General features: G+C 69.4%; 25 protein-coding genes. 12 read left to right on the plus strand and 13 right to left on the minus strand.

The genetic code is table 11. From position 1 onward, the window contains the following. Positions 1-273: 273 nt before the first annotated feature. Together ACLJQF_RS34710 and ACLJQF_RS34715 are read right to left on the minus strand one after the other, a co-directional pair. A complete protein-coding gene (locus ACLJQF_RS34710; protein WP_020638774.1) occupies positions 274-597 on the minus strand; it encodes a pilin in 324 nt (107 codons plus the stop codon). A gap of 161 nt (positions 598-758) precedes the next feature. Further along, entirely contained in the window at positions 759-1,643 is an 885-nt protein-coding gene (locus ACLJQF_RS34715) for a sigma-70 family RNA polymerase sigma factor (protein ID WP_020638773.1), read from the minus strand. Positions 1,644-2,029: 386 nt separating this feature from the next. Here ACLJQF_RS34715 and ACLJQF_RS34720 point away from each other — a divergent pair, with 386 nt between their 5' ends. The 5 genes from ACLJQF_RS34720 (at position 2,030) to ACLJQF_RS34740 (ending at position 6,016) form a co-directional block, all read left to right on the plus strand. Further along, positions 2,030-2,908, plus strand: a complete 879-nt coding sequence (locus ACLJQF_RS34720; RefSeq protein WP_125592201.1) for a hypothetical protein — start codon at positions 2,030-2,032, stop codon at positions 2,906-2,908. Further along, positions 2,905-4,017: a TRM11 family SAM-dependent methyltransferase gene (locus tag ACLJQF_RS34725; RefSeq protein WP_410614570.1), complete on the plus strand. Its 1,113-nt coding sequence runs from the start codon at positions 2,905-2,907 to the stop codon at positions 4,015-4,017. Before ACLJQF_RS34720 ends, ACLJQF_RS34725 begins: the two co-directional genes overlap by 4 nt. Further along, positions 4,014-4,655 (plus strand): hypothetical protein, encoded by a 642-nt coding sequence (locus tag ACLJQF_RS34730; RefSeq protein WP_245589419.1) that lies wholly within the window; start codon positions 4,014-4,016, stop codon positions 4,653-4,655. The genes ACLJQF_RS34725 and ACLJQF_RS34730 overlap by 4 nt, the downstream gene beginning before the upstream one ends. Next, positions 4,645-5,595 carry a tyrosine-type recombinase/integrase gene (locus tag ACLJQF_RS34735; RefSeq protein ID WP_084641245.1) on the plus strand — a complete coding sequence of 317 codons (951 nt, stop codon included), beginning with the start codon at positions 4,645-4,647 and terminating at the stop codon, positions 5,593-5,595. Before ACLJQF_RS34730 ends, ACLJQF_RS34735 begins: the two co-directional genes overlap by 11 nt. Before the next feature lie 247 nt (positions 5,596-5,842). Beyond that, positions 5,843-6,016 (plus strand): hypothetical protein, encoded by a 174-nt coding sequence (locus ACLJQF_RS34740; protein ID WP_020638766.1) that lies wholly within the window; start codon positions 5,843-5,845, stop codon positions 6,014-6,016. Positions 6,017-6,496: 480 nt separating this feature from the next. Here ACLJQF_RS34740 and ACLJQF_RS34745 read toward each other — a convergent pair whose 3' ends face one another. Then, positions 6,497-6,766, minus strand: a complete 270-nt coding sequence (locus tag ACLJQF_RS34745; protein WP_169523882.1) for a hypothetical protein — start codon at positions 6,764-6,766, stop codon at positions 6,497-6,499. 139 nt (positions 6,767-6,905) lie between these two features. Here ACLJQF_RS34745 and ACLJQF_RS34750 point away from each other — a divergent pair, with 139 nt between their 5' ends. The 3 genes from ACLJQF_RS34750 to ACLJQF_RS34760 all read left to right on the plus strand — a co-directional run bounded on the left by ACLJQF_RS34750 (position 6,906) and on the right by ACLJQF_RS34760 (position 10,000). Then, a complete protein-coding gene (locus ACLJQF_RS34750; protein ID WP_312024835.1) occupies positions 6,906-7,913 on the plus strand; it encodes a serine hydrolase domain-containing protein in 1,008 nt (335 codons plus the stop codon). After that, on the plus strand, positions 7,910-8,584 hold the full coding sequence (locus ACLJQF_RS34755; protein ID WP_410614571.1) for a MerR family transcriptional regulator: 675 nt from the start codon (positions 7,910-7,912) through the stop codon (positions 8,582-8,584). Before ACLJQF_RS34750 ends, ACLJQF_RS34755 begins: the two co-directional genes overlap by 4 nt. Positions 8,585-9,196: 612 nt before the next feature. Further along, a complete protein-coding gene (locus ACLJQF_RS34760; RefSeq protein ID WP_026468122.1) occupies positions 9,197-10,000 on the plus strand; it encodes an IclR family transcriptional regulator in 804 nt (267 codons plus the stop codon). Between the two features lie 19 nt (positions 10,001-10,019). On the opposite strand, the gene ACLJQF_RS34765 is transcribed toward ACLJQF_RS34760, so the two are convergent. Both ACLJQF_RS34765 and ACLJQF_RS34770 read right to left on the minus strand, forming a co-directional pair. Further along, positions 10,020-10,847, minus strand: coding sequence for a fumarylacetoacetate hydrolase family protein (locus ACLJQF_RS34765; protein ID WP_020638761.1), 828 nt, complete (start codon positions 10,845-10,847; stop codon positions 10,020-10,022). Continuing rightward, positions 10,793-12,430 (minus strand): FAD-dependent monooxygenase, encoded by a 1,638-nt coding sequence (locus tag ACLJQF_RS34770; RefSeq protein WP_020638760.1) that lies wholly within the window; start codon positions 12,428-12,430, stop codon positions 10,793-10,795. Before ACLJQF_RS34770 ends, ACLJQF_RS34765 begins: the two co-directional genes overlap by 55 nt. A gap of 120 nt (positions 12,431-12,550) precedes the next feature. Between ACLJQF_RS34770 and ACLJQF_RS34775 the strand changes: the two genes are divergently transcribed. Next, entirely contained in the window at positions 12,551-13,066 is a 516-nt protein-coding gene (locus tag ACLJQF_RS34775; protein ID WP_020638759.1) for a VOC family protein, read from the plus strand. A 56-nt stretch (positions 13,067-13,122) separates the two neighbouring features. Here ACLJQF_RS34775 and ACLJQF_RS34780 read toward each other — a convergent pair whose 3' ends face one another. The 7 genes from ACLJQF_RS34780 to ACLJQF_RS34810 form a co-directional block, all read right to left on the minus strand. Beyond that, positions 13,123-14,565, minus strand: coding sequence for a carotenoid oxygenase family protein (locus ACLJQF_RS34780; RefSeq protein WP_410614572.1), 1,443 nt, complete (start codon positions 14,563-14,565; stop codon positions 13,123-13,125). A gap of 19 nt (positions 14,566-14,584) precedes the next feature. Continuing rightward, entirely contained in the window at positions 14,585-16,048 is a 1,464-nt protein-coding gene (locus tag ACLJQF_RS34785; RefSeq protein WP_020638757.1) for an aldehyde dehydrogenase family protein, read from the minus strand. A gap of 53 nt (positions 16,049-16,101) precedes the next feature. Further along, the gene (locus ACLJQF_RS34790) at positions 16,102-16,902 is read right to left on the minus strand and encodes an SDR family NAD(P)-dependent oxidoreductase (RefSeq protein WP_020638756.1); all 801 of its coding nucleotides are present in this window, start codon (positions 16,900-16,902) and stop codon (positions 16,102-16,104) included. A gap of 19 nt (positions 16,903-16,921) precedes the next feature. Continuing rightward, positions 16,922-18,232 carry an acyl-CoA dehydrogenase family protein gene (locus ACLJQF_RS34795; RefSeq protein WP_026468121.1) on the minus strand — a complete coding sequence of 437 codons (1,311 nt, stop codon included), beginning with the start codon at positions 18,230-18,232 and terminating at the stop codon, positions 16,922-16,924. Positions 18,233-18,320: 88 nt separating this feature from the next. After that, positions 18,321-19,769 carry a FadR/GntR family transcriptional regulator gene (locus ACLJQF_RS34800; RefSeq protein ID WP_410614573.1) on the minus strand — a complete coding sequence of 483 codons (1,449 nt, stop codon included), beginning with the start codon at positions 19,767-19,769 and terminating at the stop codon, positions 18,321-18,323. Positions 19,770-19,793: 24 nt separating this feature from the next. Next, positions 19,794-20,216, minus strand: coding sequence for a nuclear transport factor 2 family protein (locus tag ACLJQF_RS34805; RefSeq protein ID WP_410614574.1), 423 nt, complete (start codon positions 20,214-20,216; stop codon positions 19,794-19,796). A 6-nt stretch (positions 20,217-20,222) separates the two neighbouring features. Then, positions 20,223-21,704 (minus strand): carotenoid oxygenase family protein, encoded by a 1,482-nt coding sequence (locus ACLJQF_RS34810; protein WP_026468120.1) that lies wholly within the window; start codon positions 21,702-21,704, stop codon positions 20,223-20,225. Positions 21,705-21,961: 257 nt separating this feature from the next. Between ACLJQF_RS34810 and ACLJQF_RS34815 the strand changes: the two genes are divergently transcribed. The 3 genes from ACLJQF_RS34815 to ACLJQF_RS34825 are packed head-to-tail and all read left to right on the plus strand — an operon-like array spanning position 21,962 to position 24,515. After that, a complete protein-coding gene (locus tag ACLJQF_RS34815) occupies positions 21,962-23,185 on the plus strand; it encodes an MFS transporter (protein ID WP_084641242.1) in 1,224 nt (407 codons plus the stop codon). Continuing rightward, the gene (locus ACLJQF_RS34820; RefSeq protein WP_020638750.1) at positions 23,182-24,012 is read left to right on the plus strand and encodes a hypothetical protein; all 831 of its coding nucleotides are present in this window, start codon (positions 23,182-23,184) and stop codon (positions 24,010-24,012) included. Before ACLJQF_RS34815 ends, ACLJQF_RS34820 begins: the two co-directional genes overlap by 4 nt. 14 nt (positions 24,013-24,026) lie before the next feature. Then, complete coding sequence (locus ACLJQF_RS34825) at positions 24,027-24,515, plus strand: flavin reductase family protein (RefSeq protein WP_026468118.1); 489 nt, start codon at positions 24,027-24,029, stop codon at positions 24,513-24,515. A 96-nt stretch (positions 24,516-24,611) separates the two neighbouring features. Here ACLJQF_RS34825 and ACLJQF_RS34830 read toward each other — a convergent pair whose 3' ends face one another. Then, complete coding sequence (locus ACLJQF_RS34830) at positions 24,612-25,493, minus strand: ribonuclease domain-containing protein (protein WP_125592007.1); 882 nt, start codon at positions 25,491-25,493, stop codon at positions 24,612-24,614. Between the last annotated feature and the right edge of the window lie 96 nt (positions 25,494-25,589).

Below are 25,589 nucleotides of genomic sequence, written 5' to 3' on the forward strand. Positions count from 1 at the left end.
GACCGAGCTCGCGCTCGGAAGGTGACAGGCCGGTTCCGCGGAACCTGGATCGCATTGCGGGTTGGGTGGCAGCGGCAACGGTGGCTGTGCCGGAGCGAGCTGGACTGCGGCGGCGTGTCGCGGGCCGGCGGCGGCTGCATTGGACGCGACGCCGTCGAGCACGGCCGCGAGCAACGCCGCCAGGGCAACGAGCCAGAACGAGCGGTGGCGACGCGACGGCCGAACCGAATCCCTGGGTGCGACCATGCGGCGTGAGGCGTGGGCGGACATCGTCTACACCCCGCCGACGATCGTCTTGAGGATTTCGACGACCAGCGGCGCGAGCGCGGCGAGACCGAACCCGATCCCGGCGGCCTTGAACGCGCCCTTCGCCTTCTCGATCTCGCCCGGATCGCCGGACGCCAGGAGGTAGCGGAGCCCGCCGATGGTCAGGAACACGAGCGCGACGCCGGCGAGAATGCCCATGATCCACGAGCGGATATTCGACAGGACCTGATCGACGGACTGGGCGAGCGCGACGTACTGCACGGTCTCCGCGTGCGCCGCGGAACCACCGAGCAGCAGCGCGGCGGCGGCCAGCATGCAGCCGAGCACCATGACCCGGCGACGACGCGATCGCACACGAGAGATCGGAGCTTTCAGCACAGAACGGGTCTGGCGGCAGCTCGTCGCGTGAACTGGAACTCGAGCCGTCGTGCGGTGGTAGCGCCGGTTCGGCGGTCGGCGGGCGGGTGTGTGATGACCGGGGCGGTGCGAGATCAGTCGCATGAGGACGCCTCCTGAACGGCGCCCGGTTCCGACGTGGACCGGGATGGGCGAGGGCGAGCGGGCACTCGCGTCCCGCGCTCACCAACTCCGAATTTCGGTGGCCGGGGAGACACCGGACGCCGCGTCTTCTCGGGTTCGCGGGCGACAGTGCGCCGCCTCTTCGGCCGCGTTGCCGCGTCGCTCTCGCGCATAGCGTTCAGGTATTCGGCGAGCTTGCGTTCGGCGCGGTGCCGGGCCTGCTGCGTCGCCTTATACGTCTGTCCGCGGGCCTGCGCCGCATCCGCCAGCGACATCTCGCCAAACCTCGTGTCGCCGATCAGCGCGGCTTCGGCAGCAGTAAGAACACCGGCCTCGACGGCGGCGAGCAGAACGAAATCGGGATGTCCGCCGACCTGCTCCGGCCCGGGAGCGCGAGCGCCGAGGTCGGCGACCGGCGCCGCAGCGTCGAGCGCCTCACGCAAGGCGCGGTGGCCGGCGCGGTAGGCGGCCCAGCGCAGCCGGACGAGGATGGCCGGCCGGTCGAGGTCGACGTCGGTGAGCGCTTCGAGGAAGCCGGTCAGCACCGCGGCGTGGATGTCATGGACCTCGCCGCGGAACCGGTTGGTCAGCTTCGCCGCGACCGGTAACAGGACGGGCAGCGCGAGCCCGGCGCACGCGACCGTCCACGTGCTGCCCTCGGCACGGGACCGCGTTACGAGCGCTGTCCACACCGCGTCTCGCGTCTGCTGTGGACATCCTTTCGAGACGGTCAGCTTGCCGACTTCGTCCAGCGGCACGAGCCGCGGTGGCAGTCCGCGGATCTGGCGGCCGTCGAGGGCGACCGGGTGCGGTCCGGTGACCAGCCAGGCGAATGCGGTGCGGGCGGTATCGAACACGCCGGGCTCGCCACGCGGACGCGCTGGCGGGCCGGATGCGGGGTGTTTCGGTGATGAGGGGTGGTCCATGGCGGCACTCCTGAGCGAGCGGAAAGGTGACGTCGCCAGGAAGCCCGTCGGGGCGCCTCAAAACCGCTTCAAGACCAGGTCAGAGGCGTGCCAAGGCCGCTTCAAAGCCGTTTCACGCCTGCACCCCGGCCTCGAAATTATGGGGAGATCTGGCTGCAGACCTGCTCGGACTTCGCCACGGAGGTTCGGCCGCCGGACGGAAAACACGGATCCGGCGTGACGGTGTCTCTTGGCGACCTCGTTCCCGGAGTTAGGCGGCGACCGTGCAGAAGCTGCCGACTCGATCCGTCGGTGACCCGCCTCCGGAGGTTCCGCTCGTGACTCGACGTCCGCCGTCCGCCGCCAACCGGCCGTCCAATCGAGACGGCTCGACCCGCCCACCGCGCACCCGGCCCACCAACGGCATCCCGTACCCAGGCGCACCCGACCCTGCCGGCTCGAGCGCTCGCACCCGCCGCTCCGCGAAACGACCGGCCGCCACCCGCGAGCCGGCACCGATTCCGCCGACGGTGTGGACCGCCGGGCCCGACCCGATCGACCCGGCAGCCACCTGGCCGGTGCCGATCATCGAGACCATCACGACCAGCTTCTCGGCACCCGGCGCCCGGGTCCTGCTCGCGCCATGGCCGGCCGCTGAGGAGGCCGCGAGCCGCGCAGAGCACGTCGGCGAACTGGACGCTGCGCTTGATGCCGTGCACGCGCTCGGTCGCCACCCCGCGATCACGAAGCTCGAATCGCAGACCACGGACGAGGCGTCCACGAGCGGCGCGACGACGTCAGCCTCGGTCGCGGCTGTCGAGCGAGTCGACTTGGTCATCACGTCGCTGCCGCCGGAACGCGGCGCCGACGGCTCGGTCGAGACGCTGGCGCTCGCGGCAGCTCAGGTCCTCGCCTTCGGCGGCATCCTCGCCGTTTACACCTACAGCGACTGGTCGAGCGGCCGGCTGACCGACCCGTCAGGCCCGATGATCGCGGCCGGGCAAAACGCCGACCTCCTCTACCTCCAGCACATCGTCACCCTCCACACCCCCATCCGAAACGGCCGCCTACAGCCGCCCACCGCGACGGACCGAACCGACGGTGCGCGCGGCGGCCGAGAACCCGCCGCGCCGACGACGCACACGCGGGCGCACGGCGACGTCCTCGTCTTCGCCCAAGCCCACGCCGACGCCACGCAGCCCGAAGACCTCCGATGACCAGCCGACCGAAAGGCACGTGCACCGCCATGACCACCACGCCGCCGAACACCGCGTCGTCCTCGGCCGACGAGCCGACCATGCCGCTTTCCCGCGCGTTCATCGACGCCCTCGACACCACCCCGCCCGCCGACTTCGGCGATCTGCCGGTGTCAGTGTGGGCGACCGCGCAGACCTCGCCGGCCGCGCAGCGCAAAGGCCGGTACGTGCCCGAGTCGACCGCGCACCCGGCCAAAATGCTGCCCGCCGTCGCCGCGCACGCCATCGAGCACTACACCAAACCGGGGGAGGTGGTGCTGGACCCGATGTGCGGGATCGGCACCACCCTGATCGAGGCGATTGACCTCGGCCGCCGCGCCGTCGGCGTCGAGTACGAGCCGCACTGGGCCGACATCGCCCGGGCGAACCTGCGCTTCGCCCGCGAGCGCGGCCACGATCATGACGGCCAGGTTGTCCGCGGTGACGCCCGCCAGCTCGCACGGTTGCTGCCCGCCGAGTACGTCGGCCAGGTCGCGCTGGTCGTCACCTCGCCACCGTATGGGCCGTCGGTGCACGGCCTGGTCAACACGAACCGGGAGCCCGGCATCGACAAGGTCAGCAAACGCCACTACCGCTACGGCAGCGCACTCGACCGCGGCAACCTCGCCAACATCGGGCACCACCGGCTGCTCGTAGGTTTCACCCGCATCCTGACCGCCTGTGCACGCGTCGTACGCCCGGGCGGCCACGTGGCGATCACGGTCCGGCCGTGGCGCGAGCACGCCGAGCTGGTCGACCTTCCGTCGCAGGTGGTCGCCTGCGGCGCTGCTGCCGGCTTGATCCCGGTCGAGCGGTGCGTGGCCCTCTTGGCCCGGGTTGCGGACACCGAGCTGGTCACGCGCGGCAGCTTCTTCCAACGCGACTTCATCCGCAAGCAGCGCGACGCCGGCCTGCCCTTGCACCTGATCGCTCACGAGGACGTCGTCGTGTTCCGTGAGCCCCGGTCCCGCTCGGCGGGTTCAGGAATCTCGACGGACCGTTCGGATTCGCGACGGTTCCTCACCGGCCGAGCGCGACACGCCGGGAACCCGAGGGGCGAGTCGAGTGTGTCGGAGAGCTGGGCGGCATGACTACCCGGCTACCCCGCACCCGCGCTCGGTCGGAGCGCGACTCCGCCCTCGTCGCCGTCACCACGCTGGCGGTGGGGGCGGTGCGGGCGGCCACTTCGCCGACCGTGCCGGATGACGTCCGCCAACGCCAGTCCTCCGTGCTGGAGCAGCTCGCTGACGTCGTTCGAACACCGCTGAGTAGACGTGGCGTCGAACCCAGGACCGGCGATCCGTCTCAGGTGCCGACGGCCGCATCGCCGCCGAGATTGCCGGTTGCCACACTCATCGAGCGCGCACCCCAGACCATGGCGTACTACGCGGTGACGACCGTCGACAGCCGGGGGCGTCTGGCCGATCGATCACCGTTGCGCGTCCTCGGTTGGTCGCCGCTGTCGCGAGTCTCCATCGAGACCGTCAAAGGTGAGCTGATCCTTATCCGGCGCTGCGACGGCCCGGACACGATCACCGGCCAGGGGCATGTTCGGCTCCCGCGCGGATCCGGCACCTGTGTCGACTTGAGCCCGGCTGTCGCGTCCTCGTCGCCGCCTTTCCGACATGCGACGTGCTGGCGGTGTACATCGATTCTGCTCTTGATGCGATGTTGCTCGCGTATCGCGAAGCGCTTCGGGTCGGGAGCCGGGTCCCAGGATGAGCGCTGACTACCTTCCGCAGGTCGCCAATGCTGTCCCAGCAGGTACTCGTCGCGTTTACGGCTCGTACTGGGAACGCGTCGTCGCGGTCTGGGGCGATCGGCGAATCGACGAGCCGACGCCGCTGGAAATCCGGCAACTTGCCGATGAGGTGAAGGCTCGCGTTGTCGTCCGGAAGAACTCACGGGGCGGGCGAAGCGCGGCGGAGCATTTGATCGCTGCGCTGAGGTGCATGTATCGGCATGCTGTCGCCGATCAGCTGATCGCCGAGGCGGACAACCCGGCGACACGCGTTGCCAAGCCTCGACGGCTGGCCAGCACCCGACGGGCATTGCCGAACGAGCGACTCGCTGAGATCAACGACGTCGCCGCGGCGACCGGAAACGATCCGGAACTCGACTTGCTCATCCTGCGACTGCACACCGAGACAGCGTGCCGCCGGGGTGGGGCACTCGCCCTGTGTCCCGACGACCTGGACGCCGAGCAGTGTCTGGTTCGGTTGCGTGAGAAGGGCGAGACGGTGCGGTGGCAGCCGGTGTCTCCCACCCTGATGCGCCATCTCCTCCGGCACGCTGAAGAGCGTGGCGCGACCTCCGGTGACCAGCTCTTGAGGTATCGCATTGGCCAGCCGATCACTGCTCGGCGCTACGACTACTTGTGGACGCGCTTGGGAAAGCACCTGCCGTGGGTCGCAAGGCAGGGAGTCACCACGCACTGGCTGCGACACACGACCCTGACCTGGGTGGAGCGGAACTTCGGCTATGGTGTCGCGCGGGAGTACGCGGGGCATACCGGCAAGAGCGACGCCGGCACCACGACCACCTACGTCCGGGCCGATCTCCACGAAGTCGCCGCTGCTCTGGCCGCCATGACCGGCGAGACTCACCCGCTCGCGGAAAGCCGCGAGCGCAACTCGGTTATCAGCCGACCTCATTATCAGGCCGCTTAAGCTCTTGCCGCCTGTCGATGAGTCGGCTGAGCAACAGATGTGGGTGTTCTATCTCGAGGAGCAAGCTGCGGGGCGGACTCCACGGGGGCGGACCTTGATTATGTCGCGGCCACGAACAGCTACGGTCGCCGGGTGCTGTGGCGCCGGCGGGTTGACCGGTCGGGGCCCATGGCGTTGCCGGCCCCAGGGGTGTTGTGCCGACCCTGTGTCGGGTGTTTGAGGTACAAGGTCGAGGCTGCCCACAAGGGTGATCGATTCCGGCCGGACGATCTCCGAGGTCGCCCGCGAGCTGGGTATCGACGCGGGCATGCTCAGCGTCTGGGCCAAAGACGAACTACGCCGGATTACCGCGGCCGAGGTCCACGGCGACAAGCCTCTGGAGGCGGCCGAGCGGGCCGATGTTTATGTCCGCGAGTTTTGACCGCACTTGTTCGTGGATTCTGACCGCACATGTCGGTCACCTGCCATGATCAATGTCGCCGAGTTCCGACCGCACTATGGCATTACTTGTGATCAAGTCGGGCCGCTGCGTGAGGCCTGTTCAGATCGTTCGTCCTCCGCTTCGCGCCGGACGCCCCAGTTGTCTTTCGTCGTTGCGGGGCCACCGCGTTGTCAGTCGTGGGTGGCCGAGGAGCGCGGAAGTGGAACGGGTTATCGCGCTGGCGGCTGGCGAACGCCGCCGCCTTCCCGAACGACCGGTAAGCCATGAGCCATGAGCGTACGTCTCGCCGCTGACTGCGTGAGCCAGATTACGGTTGAGGTTGACCTTGGGGCAGGCCGGAAGCTCGTCGCACCGGCGCATCAAGCCCCGGGACGACCGAGTTGAAGGAGCACCGCCATGTCCATCACCCTGACCGATGAGGACCGGAGCACCCTGCGCACCGCCGCTTACGGTGCGGTTTCACTGATGGCCGCCGCCGGTGCTGCCGGCAAGCCCGTCGAGATCGCCACCGACGGCAGCATCGCCCTGGCGTCGGCGACCGGTCCGCTCGGGCATGTCCTCGCCGCGAAGGTCAAGGACATCGACCTGAAGGGCAAGTCCGCCGCGGCACTCGCCGATCAGGTGCTGCTGGCCTTGGCCGCTGCCGTGAACCTGCTGAACCGGCAGGAACCAGCCGAGGCCGCCCACTTCCGCGACACGGTCCTGCTCGCCGTCGAAGCCACCCGCCACGGCGGGCCCAGCCCGACCATGGCCGAGATGGCCCGCAAGATCGCCGCCGTGCTCGACATCGCCGAGCCGGATCGGCCGGAGCTGCGGAAGGCGATCCAGGAGATCGTCGATTCCGGTTTCCTGGGGGTGTCGCTGCGGGGTGCACGACGAGCGGGGCGAGTGGGTCGGCAGTGCCGGAGTGGCCGAGCTGGGCGGGACCATGCAACCGTCGGTCGACGGGCACGTCCGGATCGGTTCCAACACCAAGACCTTCACCGCGACCCTGGCGCTGCAACTGGTGGCCGAGGGCAAGATCGGACTGGACCGTCTCGTGGCGGGCTACCTGCCCGAGTATGGGCTGGACGAGCGCATCACGGTCCGGATGCTGCTGCAGCACACCAGCGGACTGTTCAACTTCACCGGCGAGGTGTCCGACGAAGGGACCGTAACGCCGGGGATCCCCATTCCGTACGGCAGCGCGGGCCCGGAGTGGGTCGAAAGCCGGTTCACGACCTACCGCCCGGAGGCGTTGGTGCGGCTGGCGTCGGCCAAATCGGTGCGGTTCGAGCCGGGGACGGGCTGGAGCTACTCCAACACCAACTACGCGCTGATCCGGCTGCTGATCGAGAAGGTCACCGGCAACTCGCTCGCCGAGCAGCTGCGGCAGCGGATCGCAGAACCGCTCGGGCTGTCCGGCACCGTGGTTCCGGACGCCTCACCGGAGATCCCCGAGCCGCACGCCCACGCCTACTACCGATACGAGGACGCCGGCGAACAGAAGACGATCGACGTCACCCGGCACAACCCGTCCTGGCTCTCCACCGGGGGCGACATGATCTCGACCACCCGGGACCTCCACACGTTCATCGCCGCGCTGATGCGTGGCAGGCTTCTGCCGGGCGAGCTGCTGGCCGAGATGTGCACCCCGCACCCGACCGGTATCCCGGACATGGACTACGGCCTGGGCGTGTTCGTGCTTACCACGGCCGACGGCGCCACCGTCGGTCACGCGGCGCTGATGTACAGCTCACCCGACGGCAGCAAGACCCTGACCGCCGCGCTCAACTGCGTGGACGACGCCGGCATGTCCATCGCGGCAGCGTTCCGGAACGCCCAGCAGAGGCTCGTCGACGAGGTGTTCGTCGCACCGGGCAAGCTGACCCCATGAGGAATGGGGTCCCGATCGGGGAGGCGGCGGCCTTCGTCGGCGTCACGGTGAAGACGGTGCGGCACTACCACAAGCTCGGCCTGGTCGCGGAGCCGGAACGCGACAGCTCCGGCTACCGGCGATACGGCTCGGCCGAACTGTTGCGGCTGGTGCAGTCCCGGACGCTGGCCGCCGCCGGGGTGCCGCTGGCCGAGATCGGACGCCTGCTCGACGCCGACGCCGCCGGATTCGCCGCCACGCTCGCCGACGTCGATCGGCAGCTCACCGCCCGGATCGACGAGCTGATCACGCGGCGCGCCATACTGCACCGGCTCACCGACGGCGACCGTGCGCTGCTGCCCGACCGCGCCGTGGCGCTGCTGGCACGGATGCACGACATCGGGTTCCCCACCGACGAGGTAGCGGCCACCCGAGAAGGCTGGGTGCTGGCCGAGGCCCTGGTGCCCGACGGTTTCGACGACTACCTCACCCATTTCGAGCACGCCCTCGAAGACACCCGGCTCGTCACCCTGACCCGGCAAGCGGCCGAAGCCGCGGCCTGGGAACCGGACGACCCCCGCATCGACGAACTCGCCACCGCCGTCGCCGACCATTACCTCGCCAACCCCGCACTGTTGAAGACCGTCACCGGCCTGCAAGCCCGCACCGACGCAGCACCCGCTACACGCTGATCGCCCACCACGGCGAAGAGCCAACCCCGGCGGCGGCGCGGCTGACCGCACTGTTCGAAGCCAAGCTCCGCGCCGCCGGCATCCGCATCCCCGGACCGGATCCCCGCTGACCGCACCATTCCCCGACCCTGCGCGCCGGCGTGCGCAGGCTGACCCGGTGGCACTGGTTCCCGGCTTCTTCTGGACCTCGTCGGCTCGGGCGCGAAGTGACGGAGTCCCCGTCTCACAAGCCGGGCATCAAGTGCGGTCGGGCATCACGAACACAAGCCTCCCCACCGAACCCCGTGCGGTCGGTCTTCACAGAGAAACGCGATCGCATCTCGCGAACAAAACCAGCTGTTGGGGTGGGTGACCTTCGAGTGCGCTGCGGCGGCCGTTGCCGGCAGCCGGAGTGTGGCCGTCACGAGGTGCGGCTGCGAGGGGTGCCGGGCAACGCCGCTCACGAGTGGCACTCGTAGAGGGTCTGCGCTTCCGTCGGTCCCACCGGCTGCTCACTCTGCTGCCGGTGCCCGCCATAGGCAGCCGGGTCGACCTCGGTGCAGTGGTAAAGGGCTGGTTGAAGGGTCGGCGTCAAGCCAGCCATATGTCGGATCTTCAGCTATGATGTCCTGCATGTCAGGACAGGTGCCGAGTGGTGAGCCCGCAGCTGCGAGCCATTATCGCGAACGCAATTCGACGGCCGACCGAGCCTTGGACATCCTGGGGTTGTTCTGCGACACCCGGCTGTGCGTCAGCGCCCAGGAGGTCGCGCAGGCGCTGGGTACCGCGCGGTCGACGGCATACCGTTACGTGCAGAGCCTTGTCGGAGCGGGTTTCCTCGAGGAAGCCCCGGCCGGCGGCTTCCGGCTCGGTCCGCGCGTGCTGGAGCTCGGCCGCCTCGCCCGGCGGAGCTACGGCCTCTCGGACGTGGCGTTGCCGATCATGCTCGAGCTCTGCGAGAAGCTCGGCGAGACGGTGCTGCTCACCAGGCGTGCCGGGGCCCATGCGATCTGCCTGGAGCGGGTGGAGGCCGATCATCCGGTCCGCATCTCGTACGAGCGGGGCAGTACCCTGCCGGTCAACGCGGGCGCATCGGCGCTCGTCCTGATCGCCCACCTGCCTCCCGCCGAAAGCAAGGTGCTGCTGAAGCGGGAGCGGCTGCAGCAGTTCACGCCGCGCACGCTCACCAAGGTCGAGGATCTGCTGGCGCGGCTCGAGTCGATCCGGGCCGACGGCTACTGCGTCGCGCGCGGGGAGCTGGACGAGAACATTCTGGGCGTCGCGGCTCCGATCGTCGATGCGAGCGGAGCGGTGACCGCGGCCGTCAGTGTGGCAGCCCTCGAGACCCGGGTCCCCGACGAACGGTTGCCCGAGGTGGTTGCTGCCGTGGTCGACGCCGCGGCCCGCGTCAGCGACCGGCTGGCCCTCGCCGGCTGAGCGACGGAGGTGGGCGCGGTCAGACCGTCTCCGCGACGACTCGGTTCTCGATCTTGCCGATGCCGGTGACCTCGACGCTGACCTTGTCGCCGTCCTTGAGGAACAGCTGGGGGTCGCGCCGGTATCCCACGCCGCCGGGCGTCCCGGTGAGGATGACGTCGCCCGGCTCGAGGTTCGTGAACTCCGAGACGGTGCTGATCAACTCGGAGATCGAGAAGATCAGCCGGTCCAGCGAGGAAGACTGGACGACCTCGCCGTTGAGCGTGGTCGTCAGTGTCCGGGACTCGATCTCGACCTCGTCCGGGGTGACGACGACCGGGCCGAGCGGGGTCGAGTTGTCCCAGGCCTTGCCCTGCAGCCACTGGTGTGTCTTGTACTGGTAGTCGCGCATGGTCACGTCGTTGGCCACGCTGTAGCCGAGGATGTGCGAAGTGGCGTCCTTCGCCGGGATGCGGCGGCCCGCCCGGCCGATCACCACGGAGAGTTCGCCCTCGTAGTCCACCTGTCCGGCTTCCGGCGGGAGCAGGATGTCGTCGTGCGCACCGATCAGTGCGGAGGCGAACTTGGTGAACAGGACCGGGTAGGTCGGCAGCTCGCGCTTTGACTCGTCGACGTGGGTCAGGTAGTTGAGCCCCACGCACACGACCCGCCGCGGGTCGGCGATGGGGGCGAGCACCCGCTCCTCGAACGGGAACCGGCCGGCCTCGTCGCGTGCCGCCGAAGCCAGGCGGTCGATGCCGGTGGTGGCGTCGATCGTGGTGATGCCCTCCAGCGGAGTGACGATCCCGTCGGTCACCTCGCCGATGCGGGTGTTGCCGTTGTCGTCGTAGTAGCGGGTGAGTCGCATTTCTTCTCCTTGTCGTCAATCCACTGGCCCAGCCATGCGCGGACGTCGTCCCCGTAGCCTGGAGTCCATGAGGCTGCGATGAGCCGGTCGGGGCGCACGAGCAGGAATCTGCCGCGGTAGGGCTCGAACTCGCGCACGAGGCCGCCGTCCACGTCGACGAGCACGCGCGCGTTCGCCATCGCGGTGGGGAGCGTCTGGCCGACCACGACGTGCAGGCGTCGAGCACCGGTCATGGCGCAGACGGACTCGGCATCGGTCCACGCTGCCGCGGGAACGTCCACGCCGATCGTCGTCCATCCGTGGCCCGCCGGCTCGTCCAGCATCCGGACCTTGCTGGTGGCGGCGTCGAACACGCGCGGCTGGGCCACGGCGGTGCCGGCTCCGAGGTCGCCGCTGCGCACCAGCCCGGCGGCGACGGTGTTGGCGGGCCGGTAGCGCATCTGCTCCAGGTAGTTGCGCCCGTCGTCCGTCTCGAGCATCCGGCGGATGATCCGGTCCCGGCCGGTCGCCAGCCGGTTCGACGTGGTCATCACGACGCGCCCGAGGCGCTCGGAGACCCGGATGGTGGCGTCCACGTGCGGTCGGCGCTCGGTTTCATACGTCGAGAGCAGGTGCTCCTCGAGGGTGCCGCCGAGGACCCCGGCGAGCTTCCAGCAGAGGTTCGCCGCGTCCCGAATTCCCGAGTTGAGCCCCTGGCCGGCGAAGGGGGGCATCATGTGGGCCGCGTCGCCCATCAGGAAGATGTTGCCGCGCCGCCACTCGTCGGCGTTGACCGCGTTGAACCGGTAGACCACCGCCCGCTGCACCTGGTCCGGCCTGATGGTCCGATGGGGTTCGAGCAGGCGCTCGATCAGGGCGAAGCCGGGGTCGGGGCCGGGCTCTGCCTCTCCGCCTTGAAGGGCGAACTCGTAGCGGCATCGCCCGTCCAGGCCGGGCACGATGACGTGCGGCCTTTCCGGGCAGCCGTAGTGCATCGCGTACCGCTCGGTGCGGGTGTCCTCGAGGGTGTCCACGACAAGCCAGTTGTCCGAATAGGACCGGCCGGTCAGGTCGATCCCGAGCAGGGTGCGGACGGTCGAGCGCCCGCCGTCCGCCGCGATGAGGTAGCGCGCCCGGACGCTGCGCGCGACGCCCGCCACCTCGGTCACGGCGCAGACCCGGTGCCGGTCCTGGGTGACGTTCACGACGCGCGACCCGAACCTCAGGTCTACGTGCGGGTTCTCGGTCAGCACGGTGCGCAGCACCTGCTCCAGTTCCGGCTGGGCGAACGGGTTCTTGAACGGGAAGCCGAGGCGGTACGGCGCCGGGCCGGAGGCCTGGAACAGCCGGCGCCCGTCGTGTCCGAAATAGACGGTGCCGGTGCCCGGCACGACGATGCGCATGATCCGGTCGGCGATCCCCGCCGCCTGGTAGGTCCTGAGCGACTCGTCGTCGATGCTGATCGCCTTGGGCTCGGCGACCGGTTCGGCCTGCACCTCCAGGACGATGACCGACACGCCTTGCGCCGCCAGCAAGGCCGCGGCCGTCATACCGACCGGCCCGGCCCCGACGACGATCACGTCGACGTCCGGCTCTTCGCGCACTACGCCACTTCCTTGTCTCGTTAAGCAGGATGCGTGTCTCTCATTACAGGACTTGCTCTCTCTTCGTGTCAAGCCGTACGTTCTGATATTCAGAGCATCTGTCCTGCCAAAGGAGACATCATGTCGATCGTTGAACTGGGCCACACCGGCTTCTGGGTGGAGGACCTCGCCAAGATGCGCGACTTCTACACGCGGGTGCTCGGCCTGACCGTGACGGACGAGGACGACGAGCTCGGCATCGTTTTCCTCTCGTCCCGCCCGGAGGTCGAGCACCACGAGTTCGTCCTGGCGAACGGTCGTACCGCTCCCGCGGGCTCGCTGCTCACCCACCAGGTCTCGTGGCGGGTGGACTCCCTGGAGGCCATCGTCGAGTACCACCAGCGGTTTCGGGCCGAAGGCGTCCAGGTGCAGCAGGAGGTGACCCACGGCAACGCCATCGGCATCTACTTCTTCGACCCCGAGGGCAACCGCAACGAGGTCTACCTGCGCATCGACAAGGACGTGCGCCAGCCGTTCCGGAAGTCGCTGAACCTCGACCAGGACCTCGAGGCGATCCTCGCCGAGGCCGAGCGGCTGCTGAGCGACGGCGGCGCCGCCTACCAGCCGGTGACCACGCAGCCGGATCCGGCCAGGTGACGTATCGACGGTTTTGGGCCGGGCCGTGTTTCACGGCCCGGCCCAAAACGATCCGATCAGCCCTCGTTCTGCCGTGCGACGGCCTGGTCGAGCGTCGCCTGACCGGCCCAGGAGCCGTGGAACCCGAACGGGACCCGGCTCGGTAGCTTGACCCTGGCCAGCGGTTGGCGGATCAGGTCCGCGGCGTCGTGGACGAGCAGCTCCGTCAGGTCCGTCTCGCGGTTCCACCACAGCGAAAGCAGGTAGCCGTCGTCCTCGCCGATGGCGTCGGCCCGGCTGACGAAGACCGGTTCGCTGGGGCTGGTGAGCGGCCCGGGGCCCTCGACGACGACGGTGGTGTCCCGCAGGTAGTCGTGCTTGGCCAGGCCATCGCTCATGATGTCGCGCGAGACACCCCGTGTGGTGACGAAGTACCCGTACCGGTGGCGCCGTCCGGTGTAGTCGTCGTTGATCTTCGGGAACTCGCCGGCGAGCCCGCTGACCCTCTCTTCCTTCGCCGTGCCGGTGGCCAGGTCCACGGTCCATCGGTGCGGGATCGCCGGCGGGAACCACGAGTGTGCCGACGGCGGGGCGTCCAGCCGGTCGGCCGGCGTGCCGAGCCGCGTGATCCGGTGCCCGTCGATGATGAGCCGGCCGCTGTCCTCGTACGCGTTGTAGAAGTGCGTGTTGGCCCAGCTGCCGCCCACCTCGTGCCACGTGACGGCGTGGGTGCGCCGGTCCAGCAGCACGATCTGCACGCCGTGCGGCAACGACTTCTCGTCCCACACCACGCCGGGCTTGCCCTGCATGATGTGGTCGAGCCGGAACTGCGCCGGGGTGACGAAGAAGACCGCGTAGTTTTCGCTGACCGCGAAGTCGTGCATCAACACCGGAACCCCGATGTCGAAGCTGTGGCTGTCGATCACGGTCCCGGTCTTCGCGTCCGCCCGCAACCACGTGATCCTCGGCCCGGTCGCGGCGAAGAACAGCATGTCGCCGCCGGAGGGGTCGATCTTGTAGTGGGCGGTGCAGAGAACGTCGATGCCGCCGTGGAAGTCGTACGTGCCGTACGTCTCCAGCGTCTCGGGATGCATCGAGTAGGGCAGCCCGCCTTCGAAATAGACCAGCAGGTGGTCGTCGAAGATGCCCACGTTCGTGTTCGCGACGTTCTTCGCCGGTGGGGCGCCGGGCGGGAGCGGGCGCGGGTTTCCGCCGTTGGCGAATCCACTGTAGACGGCTTCGCCCTGCTCGACCTCGAACCTCATCGAGTCGGTCTCGACCCAGCGGGTGCGGTAGGCGGCGCGGCCGTCGCGCAGGTAGACGCCGCAGACCATGCCGTCGCCCTCCCACCAGTGGTACCGGTCGAGGTCCAGCGGCGCGAAGCGGGGGTTCGCGGAGATCCGGAACAGCGCGCCGGCGAGATCTTCGGGGATCTGACCGTCGACTTCCAGGTCGTAGGCCACGTTCTCCTCGGCCCAGGGAGCGAACGGCCCGGCCAGGAACTTGTTGTCGGTGTGCACGTGAGTGTTCTCCAGTGCCTCAGAAGGGGTAGGCGGGGATTTCGCCGTGCACGGTCACCCACTGCAGCTCGGTGAAGGCCTCGAGGTTGGCGGCGGCGCCGCCGTGCCGGGAGCCGTTGCCGGACTCGCCGACACCGCCGAACGGGACGGTGGCCTCGTCGTTGACGGTCTGGTCGTTGATGTGGACCAGACCGGTCGGGATGCGCTCGGCGAGCGCGAGGCCCTTGGCCACGTCCCGCGTCAGGATGCCGAGGGAGAGCCCGTACTCCGTGTCGGCGGCGAGCCGGGCCGCCTCGTCGAGGTCACCGAAGGCGACCACGGGCGCAACCGGGCCGAAGATCTCCTCGGCGTAGGCGCGGGCCGTCAGCGGGACGTCGGTGAGCACGGTCGGCCGGTAGAACAGGCCCTCGTAGGTGCCGCCGGCGGCCAGGCGCGCCCCGGCCGCCACGCTGTCGGTGACGACGGCGTGCGCGGCCAGCAGCTGCCGCTCGTCGATCATCGGGCCCACCGCGACCGGGCCGCTCGCCGGGTCGCCTACCGGCGCGCCGTTCGCGCGCTCGACCAGCAGTTCGGCGTACAGGCCGGCGACCGAAGCGTGCACCAGGTGCCGGCTGGAAGCCATGCACACCTGTCCGGCGTGGTGGAAGGACCCGAATGCTCCGGCGGAGGCTGCCTTCTCCAGATCCGCGTCGTCGAGGATGATCAGCGCGGAGTTGCCGCCGAGCTCGAGGTGCACGCGCTTGAGCCGCTGCGCGGCGGCCGCGGCGATCGCCTTGCCCGCCCGGGTCGAGCCGGTGAACGCGAGCACCGGGACGCGCGGGTGGTCCACGAGCGCCGCGCCCACGTCCGCGCCGCCCGGCAGCACGTGCAGCACGCCTTCGGGGAGACCGGCCTCCTCGAACACGCGCGCGATGGTGACGCCGCCGCAGATCGCGGTGCGTGGGTCCGGCTTGAGGACGACCGCGTTGCCCAGGGCCAGTGCCGGGGCGAGCGCGCGCATGGCCAGCACCATGGGCGCGTTGAAGGGGGAGATCACGCCCACCACGCCGACCGGGCGCCTGCGCGAGAACGAAAGCCGCTGCTCGACCGAGCGCAGCACCTCACCGTACGGCGCGGCAGCCAGCGCCGCCGCCTCGTAGCACTCCTCGGCCGCGCCATTGGAAGTCTGGAAGGCCGCGAAGCCCGGGTGCGTGCCCGCCTCGCGCACGATCCACTCCGCGATCTCCTCCTGGTGCTCCTCGAAGAGCTGCCCGGCCCGGCGCAGCACCCGCGCCCGCTCTGTGTACGGCAGCGCGGCCCATTCGGCCTGGACCCGCTGCGCCCGGGCCACCGCCTGGTCCACATCGGACGGAGCCGCCGCGCCGACCCGCCCGAGCGTCTTGCCGGTGGCCGGCTCGGTCGAGTCGTACGCCTCGCCGGAACCCTGCACCCAGCCGGAGGAGAAAATCCGTCCCTGCCAGTCATCGGAATCGAGAAGAGTCATGATGTTCCTTTCACGTCGTTGTGCGGCTTGGATGGCCGATGAACTGCCGGCGGTCAGTCGGTACCGCCGTCCACCACCAGGTTCACGCCGGTGACGAAGTCGGCCCGCGGGCTGGCCAGGTAGCAGACGGCGGCGGCGATGTCCTCGGGGCGCCCGACCCGCCCGGTCGTCTGCTGGAACACCTCCACGGCGAGGTGGCGCTCGTGGGCCCGCCATCCGCCGTCGAGCCGGAGTTCCGCGGCGATGTCGTCGAGCTCCGCGGCCGAGCCGGGGGTATGGATGATTCCGGCGCTGATGCAGTTGGCCGTGACGCCGGTGCCGGCCAGGCTCCTGGAGAGGCTGCGCGTCAGGTTGATTTCCGCGGCCTTCGCCGCCTGGTAGTCCGGGAAGTGCGGCGGCTGGTGCAGGGCCACGGCGCTGGCGATCTGGATGACCCGCCCCCAGCCGCGCTCCGCCATGACCGGCGCGAGCCGGTTGATCAGGGTGGCGGTCGAGACGACGTTCAGCTTGTACGTCTCGAGCCAGTTGCCCGGCGGGGTCGCCAGCCAGCCGTTGCGTTCCCAGCCGCCGTAGCGGCCGCCCGCGTTGTTCACCAGGATGTCGACGCCGCCCGAGGCGAGGATCTGCTCGCAGGCCGCCGCGGCTTCCGGCTCGACCGTGAGGTCGCCGAGCACCTCGTCGGCCCGTCCGCCGTGGTCGCGGATCGTGGCGGCGGTCTCGGCGGTGCGCTCTTTGTCCCGGCCGTGCACGACGACGTGGGCGCCTTCGGCTGCCAGCATCAGGGCGACGCCGGCGCCGATGCCGGAGCTGCTGCCGGTGACGAGGGCGCGCTTACCGGAAAGTCCGAGGTCCATCTGGGTTCTCCTGCCCGGTTCAGGCGACGGGGACGGGGACGGCGACCTGGGCGGTTTCGGCGGCCTTGGCCACTCCCGGTACCGCCGCCATGCCGTCCGTGAAGGGCGGCTGCCCGAGCAGATGCCGCCCGCTGATCTCGGCGGACGGGTCGAGCCGGGTCGAGCCGTGCGTCAGGGCGACGCGGACGTCGCGGGCGAACCGCTGGATCGGGTTGCGCACGCTGACGGTCGAGGACCCGAGGGTGAGCTGAAGGGTGTCGATGGCCGCACCGCACACGTTCCCGGCGTGGACGAGGTCCATCATGATCGCGGACTCCTCGGCGGCCGTGAACGGCTCCCGGGCCTGCGCCTTCCGGTCGATGTGGTCCGCCCGGCCGAACAGCAGGCATTCCGCGGCGTTGATCATCGCGTGCGTCTTGCCCGCGGCGACCTGGACGGACGGGGTGGCGGCCAGCGTGTCGTAAGGCAGGTTGAACGGCTTTTTCCGGCGGGACTGGTCGAGGAAGCACTCGAAGGCGCCCTGGGCCATCCCCAGCGTGACGGCCATGGTCTCCAACGCGGGAATCAGCATCTGGCCGCGTCCGTCGAGCTGGTAGCCGAGCCCCTGGTAGCGCTCGTGGAGCTGGTCGAGACGCTCCGGCATCCGGGCCAGGTCGGCAACACGCTGCTCGGGAACGAAGATCTCCTCCGTCGTCCTGACGCTGTTGCTCGACGAGCCCCGCAGGCCCATGACGTGCCAGTCGTCGACGATCTCGTACTGGCCCTTCTCCAGCAGCGCCATGGCCCGCAGCACCGAGCCGGGGCCGGTCGGCACCTCGATGCCGACGACGACGTACGCGGCGTGCTTGCAGCCGCTGCCGAATCCCCATTTGCCGCCGGAGGGGATCGAATAGCCGCCCGGGACGCGGCTCGCCCGCTGGATCCGCTCGGAGAACAGCGATGCGCTGGCCACCACCGGCCCAGGCCATTCGAGCGACCGTGAGTAGACCTCGCGCACGGCGTCCTCGGGGAACGTCAGCATGACCCGGGCGAACCCGCTGGCGATCATCGCCATCCACGCCGCGGACCCGTCGCCGGTCGCGACCGCGGTCACGATCTCGGCGAGGTCGCGGGCTCCGAGGGCGTAGCCGCCGAATTCAGGCGGTACCGAGGCACGGAACAGACCCGTGCGGTGCAGTGCGTCGAGCGTCGCCGGAGGCAGGCATCCGAGTTCCTCGCCGGCCGCAGCGTGCTCCCGGATCAACGGAACGAGTTCGCGTACCTCGTCGCGGATACGGCGCCCCTCGGGCGTGCTGAAAGGTGACTCGTGAACAGACGGTATTCCAACCATTTCTTGCCTTTCGAAGCCGCTTTTCTCTGATGCTAGAGTCGGGCTTCCCGGGAAAAAAGACGGTGGAATTCCGGCCGGGGGCGAGCAGTCAGAGACCGGCGTCGGGCAGGCCGTGCTCCGAAGTGAGCAGCATGTGGCGGCACTCCGCGAGCGTTTCCAGTTTCACCGACTGGAGGCGCTCGGCCTCCTCGGGGTCGCCGCGGCCGATGGCCCGCAGGACGTTCTCGGTGGACCTGGCGTACAAGTCGATGACCCAGGACGGCGCGTACAGCTCATCACGCATGCTCCACGACAAATACGCCTTGATGCCGTCCACGAAAAGTGCCAGCAGGGCATTGTGCGCCAGCTGGTTCTGCAACCTCTCGATCGGCTGGACGGCTGATATCGGCGCCGCCTGGGCCGGTTCGCGCAGCCGGTCGTAGGCCGCGTCGAGCAGGGCGGCGTCGTCCGGATCGGCCTTGCGCGCCGCGAGCTCCGCCAGCTCGATCATCAGGCCGCCGAGCGCTCGCGCGGTCTGATCCCACGGTTCGCCACGGGCGGCGAGGTGGATGCACAGCTGGCGGCTGAGCGGCCCCGAACCCGGGCAACGGGTCATCAGGCCGCGCCCGCGCCCGGGCAGAGGCACCGCGGTCTCCGCGTCCTCCATGATGCGGATGGCCTGGCGGATCACGCTGCGATCGACGCGGAGCCGCTCGGCGAGGTCGAACTCGTTGCCCAGCGGCCGGCCCTTGACCCACTCGGCCGGGGTGATTTCCGACATCAGTTCGCGCACGATCCGGAACGCCGGTATCCGGAGCTGGTCGAGCGGTGCCGGCACGTCCGTGCCGGACCAGCCCGCCGATCGGTCCAGCGTTTCGCGCGCCGCGGCGCGCAGCAGGACGCGGGTCCGCCGCGCGGCCTCGTCGCTACGGCCGTGCTCGAGGTCGCCGATGATCAGTTCCGGCGCGGCATCGGCTTGGTCCAGGCACATCGGCGGCAGCAGCGGGGCGATGATGTCGCGCAGGCGCCGCAGCACACCGCTTCCGCTCCACTCGATGACCTGGGCGGCGAACCGCTCGATGTCCGCGCCGGAGGGCGTCGCACCGGGTCGGTGCGCACCGATCAGGCGCACGGCCGTGACATGAATAGCGACCCAGGCCTCGACGATTTCCGACAGCTCGATGCCGGTGAGGTGCGCGTAGCCGCCGACCATGACCCGCAGGTGGGTGCCGGACGGCTTCGCGACCGCGAGACCGCCGCGCGGGCCGCGCCGCACCTGGAGCGCTTGGCGCGCTTCGAGCACGCGCGCGGCTTCGCGCATCACATCGCGGCCCACCCCGTAGTGCGCTGCCATCTCGGCCTCGCTGCCGTAGACCCGGCCCACCGGCCAGCCGTCCCGGATGAACCGCTCCTCGATGTCCCGGGCCACGAGCAGCGGCAGTTTCGTCTGCGCCTCCTCGGCGCCGACCACGCTGGAGTACAAAGCGGAGATCGTCGGCCCAGGCTTCGCGTCCGCACCCGACCGGGAAGAGCGGCGAGAGATCTCGGTGCTGCTCATGGCCGCCTCCCTCCGTTCTGCGATCTACTCGGTGCTCACCGGAGCGCCGTCCCAATGCTCGGCGAGCTTGCCGTCCTCGACGCGCCACATGTCGAACCAGTAGGACCGGTAGGTCTTGCCCGGTTCCCGCGGGTCGGGCAGGTCCCGGCTGATCATCATCACGACCTTGTCGCCTTCGGCCACCATAACCGGAGGTTCGGGTGCGGGACGCATCGATTCGCGCGCGTGCCGTGCCTCCTCGGTCTTCGTCCAGGCGATGATGGCGTCCGCTCCCGAGGCGATGTTCGGGTTGTGCTGGAGGTAGGTCTCGGTGAGGTAGGCGCGTGCCTGCTCGGAGGTCGCGGGATCGGTCAGCAGCGACATCATGGTCAGCACGGTGTCCTTGTCTGCGGCGAGCTGGGCCGCGACGGGGTCGGTGACCGGTGCTTCGGTGTGGTCGATGGTCACGGTGTGCTACCTCCAGGTGGGGATTTCGGCGCCGTCGAACCACGTGGCGTGGATGCCGAGGCGCATGCGGACGGGGAGCCGGAGCCGGGCGACCGGCCCGCGCGCGAGGTCGAGCGTGTCGAGGATGACGAGTTCGCTGCGCCGCTCCAGCGGCCAGTTGAGCGTGGCGATCAGGTACCCGTCGTGTTCGGGCGCGTCGGCGGACTTGGTGAAGTACACCGGGTCCTGGAACGTCGCGGCCGGCCCCGGGTACCAGTCCTCGCGGGTGCCCGCTTCCAGGTCGAAGTGGCTGAGCTGGTTGAACATCACCGGGTAGGGGCGGCCGTTGACGTCCGTGGCGAGCTTGCCGCGGTCCAGGGTCGGCACGAACACGTGCCGGTACGGCTTCAACTGGCGCCGGGGGTCGACGTGCGGCCCCTCGCCGTTGACGATGGCCAGCACCTCCCGCTCCACCAGGTGCTCGTCGTCGGCGAAGTAGTCGATGCGCCAGCGCACGTGGCGCGTGGTGAGGCCGTCCGGGCGCATCGGCGCGCCGTTCTTGTCGGGTACGACCGGGGCGAAGCCGTTGCCGTCGGTCTCCAGCAGGTCGAAGACGATCGTGCCGTCCTCTTCGTAGGCGTTGATCGTGTGGCCGGGGAACGCGTGCGGTGCCTGGAACCAGCGCACCTCGTCGGCGCTCCCGTAACGGGGCATGACGCCGAAGACCTGCGGGAGGTCCGCGTCGTAGACGAAGTGCGGGCCGCCGGCCTTCAGCCGGTCGAGATCGCTGGTGACCGGCATGATCGGGAACAGCATGTAGTGCTCGGTCAGCGCGCAGTCGTGGATCATGGCCGAGTACGGCGCCTCGAACCACGCCTCGTGGGTGACCTTGCCCGCGGCGTCGATCACGTAGTACGCGATGTCCCGGGTCGTCTCGCCCCGGGCCGCGTAGCCGAAGCCGAACATCTCGCCGGTGTCCGGGTCGAACTTGGGATGCGCGGTGAAGGTGAGGCTGGTGATGGCCCCGTGCGCGTTCCAGACCCCGCGGGTCTCCAGCGTGACCGGGTCGACCTCGTACGGCAGCCCGTCCTCTTTGGAGGCGAGCATCCGGCCCGCGTGCCAGTAGATGGCGGTGTTCGCGGTGGTCCGGTCCTTGCCGGCGACGCTGGGGTCGTCGGAGTACGGGTCCCGGTAGTTCCCGAACAGGGGTCTGCGCGCCTTGCGCTCCAGTTCGAACCGTTCCGTGCGGACATAGCGCGTCCGGAAGTCCACGCAGCCGTCCTTGATCCGGAACGCCCGGACCGCGCCGTCCCCGCCCGCCGCGATGGTCATCGGGTAGAGCACCGGGACGTCCGGCAGGTACACCTGGTCCGGCACGGCCTGGACGAACAGCCCGTCGATGTCCGCCGGCACCTCGCCGTCCACGACTTCCAGGTCGAACACCTCGAGATCGAACCGGCACGGCTCGTCCATACCCGAGGTGAGCTCCGGCGGGAAAGCCTTTGCCATGACGCCGTCTCCTTTGACTGACCTGGGTGGTACGTGCCGCTCCCTGCGGCTTGCGTCACGGTAGGACGCATCCTGGAGTCAAACCAGACGGCGGATTGGAGACCGGGCGCCCCCCGCCACGGCCCCGGGTTTCGCCGCCTTGTTTGGGCGAGTACCCCACCTACCATCGTGGAGCACGGTCGCCCCCACGACGAAGTGGCAGGAAAACAATGGCGAAATCACTGCGTATTCAGGCTACGGTAGCCACGTTCATCTGCATGACATTCAGCATGTCCGGCATTTTCGTGGGCTCTTTCTCGGTCTTCCTGCCCGCGGTCTCGCAGGCGATGCACTGGGGACTGCCCGTCTTCACGCTCGTGTTCTCCGTTTCCCAGTACGTCACCGCTGCGGCCTGCCCGCTCGGCGGCCGAATCATCAGACTCGTCGGGGTGCGCATCACGGCCACCACCGGCGTGGTGCTGTTCGCGGGCGGACTGCTCGCCCTGTCGCAAATGGACTCGGCCGGGCCGCTCTACTGGCTGGGCATCGTCGGCATCGGGCTCGGCGCGGGCCTGTCCGGGCCGGTCGTCTACGCGCGGGTCGTCTCGTCCTGGTACGACGCCAACCGCGCGCTCATGCTGGCCCTGGTGACCGCCGTCGCGGTACAGCTGTCACAGACGTGGGTCGCGCCGGTCGCACGCTGGCTGATCGACACCCACGACTGGCGGTTCGCCCTGCGGGTGCTCGCCCTGGCGGTGCTCATCTGCGCGGGCGGCGCGGCGGCGTTCCTGCTCCGGCTGAACCCGGCCGAGCCGCTCGGCGCCCCGACTGCGGATGACGGTGCCGGCCCGGCAGCCGACGCGGGAGCTTCGGGGACGAAGGCGATGCGCACGCGGACCTACTGGGCCCTGACCTTGGCCGACTGCCTGGCGGCGGGGTCGCTGGTCGGCACCCAGACACACCTGGTGCCCTGGCTGGCGGGCCGCGGGGTCTCGGCGGACCGCACCACCCTCCTGGCCTCGGTGCTGGCGTTCTCGGGCATGGCCGGCGTGGTGTTCTGCGCGTTCTTCGCCGACCGCATTCAATCGCAGCGCTTCATCGCTGCCCTGTACCTGATTCCCGTCTCCGGCACGATGCTCCTGTTCTTCTCCGGGACGTCGTTCGCTCTCCAGTTCCTCGGAGCCGTCCTCTCCGGGGTCGCGCTGAGTACCGTGACCATGCTGCTGCCGTACCTGGTGACCCGGTACTTCGGCCTCAAGGCGTCCGCGGAGATCTTCGGCTTCAGCCTCGGACTCAACGTCGTGAGCATCGGGACGGCGACCCTGCTCATCAGCGACGGTTTCGACGCCACCGGCAGCTTCACGGTGCCCATGGCGCTGGTCATCGGCGCCACCGTGGTCGCCTTCCTGCTCATGGCGACGCTCAAGCCCTTCACCTACACGGTGTCGCGGACGCCGGCGCGCAGCGAGAGCGCCGTCCTGGCTTCCCCGGCCGAGCGATGACCGCCGCGCCCGTCCAGGAAGTCGAGCGGATGCTCCGAGGGCACGGTGATCGCTTCCTGGACAGCCTGGTCCGCCACGACCCTGGCTTCGCCCGGTGGAACAACTCCTCCCGGGTGACGGAGAACGCCGTCGAAATCAAGCCGGGTGAAGGGCTCTGGAACACGGTCGGCGACTTCCTCGGCCTGCAGACGTTCGTCGACGTCGAACAGGGCCAGCTCGCGACGACGGGGGTCGCGGTCTGCGCCGGGCAACGCCGTCCGTTCGCGCTCCGGCTCAGGGTGGCGGACGATGCGGTGAGCGAAGCGGAGTTGCTCGTCAGTACCGACACGGCCGGGCACTTCGCCGACGTCGACCGGCTGTTGACTCCCGACGTGCTCTACGACGCACGGGTGCCGCCCGAACGCGCCTGCGACCGCGACGCGCTCGCGGCGGTGGCCGGCGGCTACTGGTCGGCCCTGGGGGAGAGCGACGGCAGCCTGGCGCGGATCGGCTACCGCTGCGACCGCTACGACAACGGCAAGAAGGTGACGAACACGCTCACGACGCTGTTGTCACCCGACGCGACAGTGCACACCGTCGCCAGCTGCCTCAACCAGACCCGAGGGGCCAGGCCGACCGTCCGCGGAGGTCACTTCCCCGTTCTCGATCCGGCCCGTGGCGTCGCCGTCAGCACGGTCATGGTCGATTTCCACCCGGTGACGCACAGTCCGAGACCCGACAGCGGGACCTTCTACATGGTGGCGGTCTTCAAAGTGGTCGACAACGAGATCCGCAGTATCGACGAGATCCGGGAGATCCTGCCGCTCGGAACGCCGCAGGCATGGTGACGGAGGAGATAGCCATGGCAGTCGGTCCGAACGCGTCGCGCGAACTACGCGATGCCTACGGCCACACCGCATCAGGGGTGGTGGCGGTCTGCGGGCTCGTGGACGGCAAGCCGGTCGGGATGGTGGCGAGCTCCTTCGTCCCGGTCTCCCTCGACCCTCCCTTGGTCTCGTTCTGTGCGATGCGCACTTCGCGCACGTGGAGTGTGCTGCGCGCAGCGCGGGGCCTGGGCGTCAGCGTGCTGGGGGAGAACCACGGCGACCTGTGCCGCCAGCTGTCCGCTCCGGCGGGGGACCGCTTCGCGGGCATCCGATGGGAGGCAGGGGAATCCGGTGCGATCTTCCTGCACGAGACGGCGCTGTGGCTCGAATGCTCGCTCGAGGCCGAGGTGGATGCCGGCGACCACGTGATCGCCCTGCTGCGCCTCCGACGGGTGACTCCGTTCCCTCGGATCCGGCCTCTGGTTTTCCACCGCGGGCGTTTCGAAAGGCTGGCGCCTGTATAGGCGGCGTCGCGACCGGCCGGTGGGTCCCAGCGGAACTGCCCCCTGGGACCCGATCCGGTCGGCCGTGACGGGCCTGGTGGTGGTCTTGTCGCGGTACTACCAGGTTCCGTACCAAAAACCGGTAAATTCCCGGCAGAGTGCACTGGGGTCGTTGTGAATGTTCAATGAGTGCTGGGCGTTGAAGCTGATGTATTGACGGAAATTGTCGGCATTGGTGTCCACGTAGTACTGGCCATCGTGGGAGTTCCACCACTCCCAATCCCGCTGGTAGTCCACTTCCATTCCGGAGCCTGGAAGCCCGTGAACCGTCCACTCAGCGCGGTTCCAGTGGCCCGAGTGAAGGACGATCCGCCTGTCGTTCGGCTGACCGGTCGGGTGCTCGTAGCAGAACACGTGGTCGGGGAAACCGGGGGTGGGCAGGTTTCCGAAGTTGAGCGGGGTGAAGTCGGCGTAGTGGTCTTCGGTGTGGAAGACGATGCCCGTTTGGAGGTTGAGGACATATCGCTGGGCGCCCCGGTTGTCCCACGTGTGCTGCCTGACCTCGCCGTCGTACTCCCGGAAATCCCACGGCCCCCAGTGGCCGGTCTGCCGCGAGAGCCAGCCGGCCAGTTGCCCGTCGCGGTCGCCGTACGCCCCGCCCCCGTTCACATACCCGTGACCCGTGTTGAACGCAGCGTTTTGGGAGCCGGTAGCCGGCCAGTTCGCGGTGTTCATCCAGTAGCTGAAGGCCGTCATTGCCACAGTGCTGGTGACCCAGGAGTAGCGGTCGTCGACGGCCGCGTCGGCCTTGCCCGCGCCGACCGTCTGGACGGTGGCCGAGATCGGCACGGACGCCAGGACGGCGGCCAGGACGAGGACGATCATCCTGCGCGGGCGTCGCTTGGACGCGCTGCCGCCGATCTCGGGAGATGTGCGCCCCCGGTTCTGCGCGGTCCCAAGGCGGGAACGAACCGCCCCGAGCACGTTCTTCGTTTTCATTGTCTTCCCTTTCAATGGTGCGGACCTGCCCCGGTTGGCCGGCCGCGAGTGGCGCGCCGGGTGAGGTGGCCCGGCGCTGGAGAAGCGGTTCCGATC

It is taken from the genome of Amycolatopsis sp. lyj-109, from assembly GCF_046548995.1.
Taxonomy (GTDB): domain Bacteria; phylum Actinomycetota; class Actinomycetes; order Mycobacteriales; family Pseudonocardiaceae; genus Amycolatopsis.

Coding starts and splice junctions, on each gene's coding strand:
- ACLJQF_RS34800 (WP_410614573.1), bottom strand. CDS start 19,769: ATGAGCAGCACCGAGATCTCTCGCCGCTCTTCCCGGTCGGGTGCGGAC.
- ACLJQF_RS34760 (WP_026468122.1), top strand. CDS start 9,197: ATGTCAGGACAGGTGCCGAGTGGTGAGCCCGCAGCTGCGAGCCATTAT.
- ACLJQF_RS34815 (WP_084641242.1), top strand. CDS start 21,962: ATGACATTCAGCATGTCCGGCATTTTCGTGGGCTCTTTCTCGGTCTTC.
- ACLJQF_RS34735 (WP_084641245.1), top strand. CDS start 4,645: ATGAGCGCTGACTACCTTCCGCAGGTCGCCAATGCTGTCCCAGCAGGT.
- ACLJQF_RS34820 (WP_020638750.1), top strand. CDS start 23,182: ATGACCGCCGCGCCCGTCCAGGAAGTCGAGCGGATGCTCCGAGGGCAC.
- ACLJQF_RS34785 (WP_020638757.1), bottom strand. CDS start 16,048: ATGACTCTTCTCGATTCCGATGACTGGCAGGGACGGATTTTCTCCTCC.
- ACLJQF_RS34825 (WP_026468118.1), top strand. CDS start 24,027: ATGGCAGTCGGTCCGAACGCGTCGCGCGAACTACGCGATGCCTACGGC.
- ACLJQF_RS34830 (WP_125592007.1), bottom strand. CDS start 25,493: ATGAAAACGAAGAACGTGCTCGGGGCGGTTCGTTCCCGCCTTGGGACC.
- ACLJQF_RS34725 (WP_410614570.1), top strand. CDS start 2,905: ATGACCAGCCGACCGAAAGGCACGTGCACCGCCATGACCACCACGCCG.
- ACLJQF_RS34775 (WP_020638759.1), top strand. CDS start 12,551: ATGTCGATCGTTGAACTGGGCCACACCGGCTTCTGGGTGGAGGACCTC.
- ACLJQF_RS34755 (WP_410614571.1), top strand. CDS start 7,910: ATGAGGAATGGGGTCCCGATCGGGGAGGCGGCGGCCTTCGTCGGCGTC.
- ACLJQF_RS34795 (WP_026468121.1), bottom strand. CDS start 18,232: ATGGTTGGAATACCGTCTGTTCACGAGTCACCTTTCAGCACGCCCGAG.
- ACLJQF_RS34765 (WP_020638761.1), bottom strand. CDS start 10,847: ATGCGACTCACCCGCTACTACGACGACAACGGCAACACCCGCATCGGC.
- ACLJQF_RS34710 (WP_020638774.1), bottom strand. CDS start 597: ATGGTGCTCGGCTGCATGCTGGCCGCCGCCGCGCTGCTGCTCGGTGGT.
- ACLJQF_RS34730 (WP_245589419.1), top strand. CDS start 4,014: ATGACTACCCGGCTACCCCGCACCCGCGCTCGGTCGGAGCGCGACTCC.
- ACLJQF_RS34810 (WP_026468120.1), bottom strand. CDS start 21,704: ATGGCAAAGGCTTTCCCGCCGGAGCTCACCTCGGGTATGGACGAGCCG.
- ACLJQF_RS34790 (WP_020638756.1), bottom strand. CDS start 16,902: ATGGACCTCGGACTTTCCGGTAAGCGCGCCCTCGTCACCGGCAGCAGC.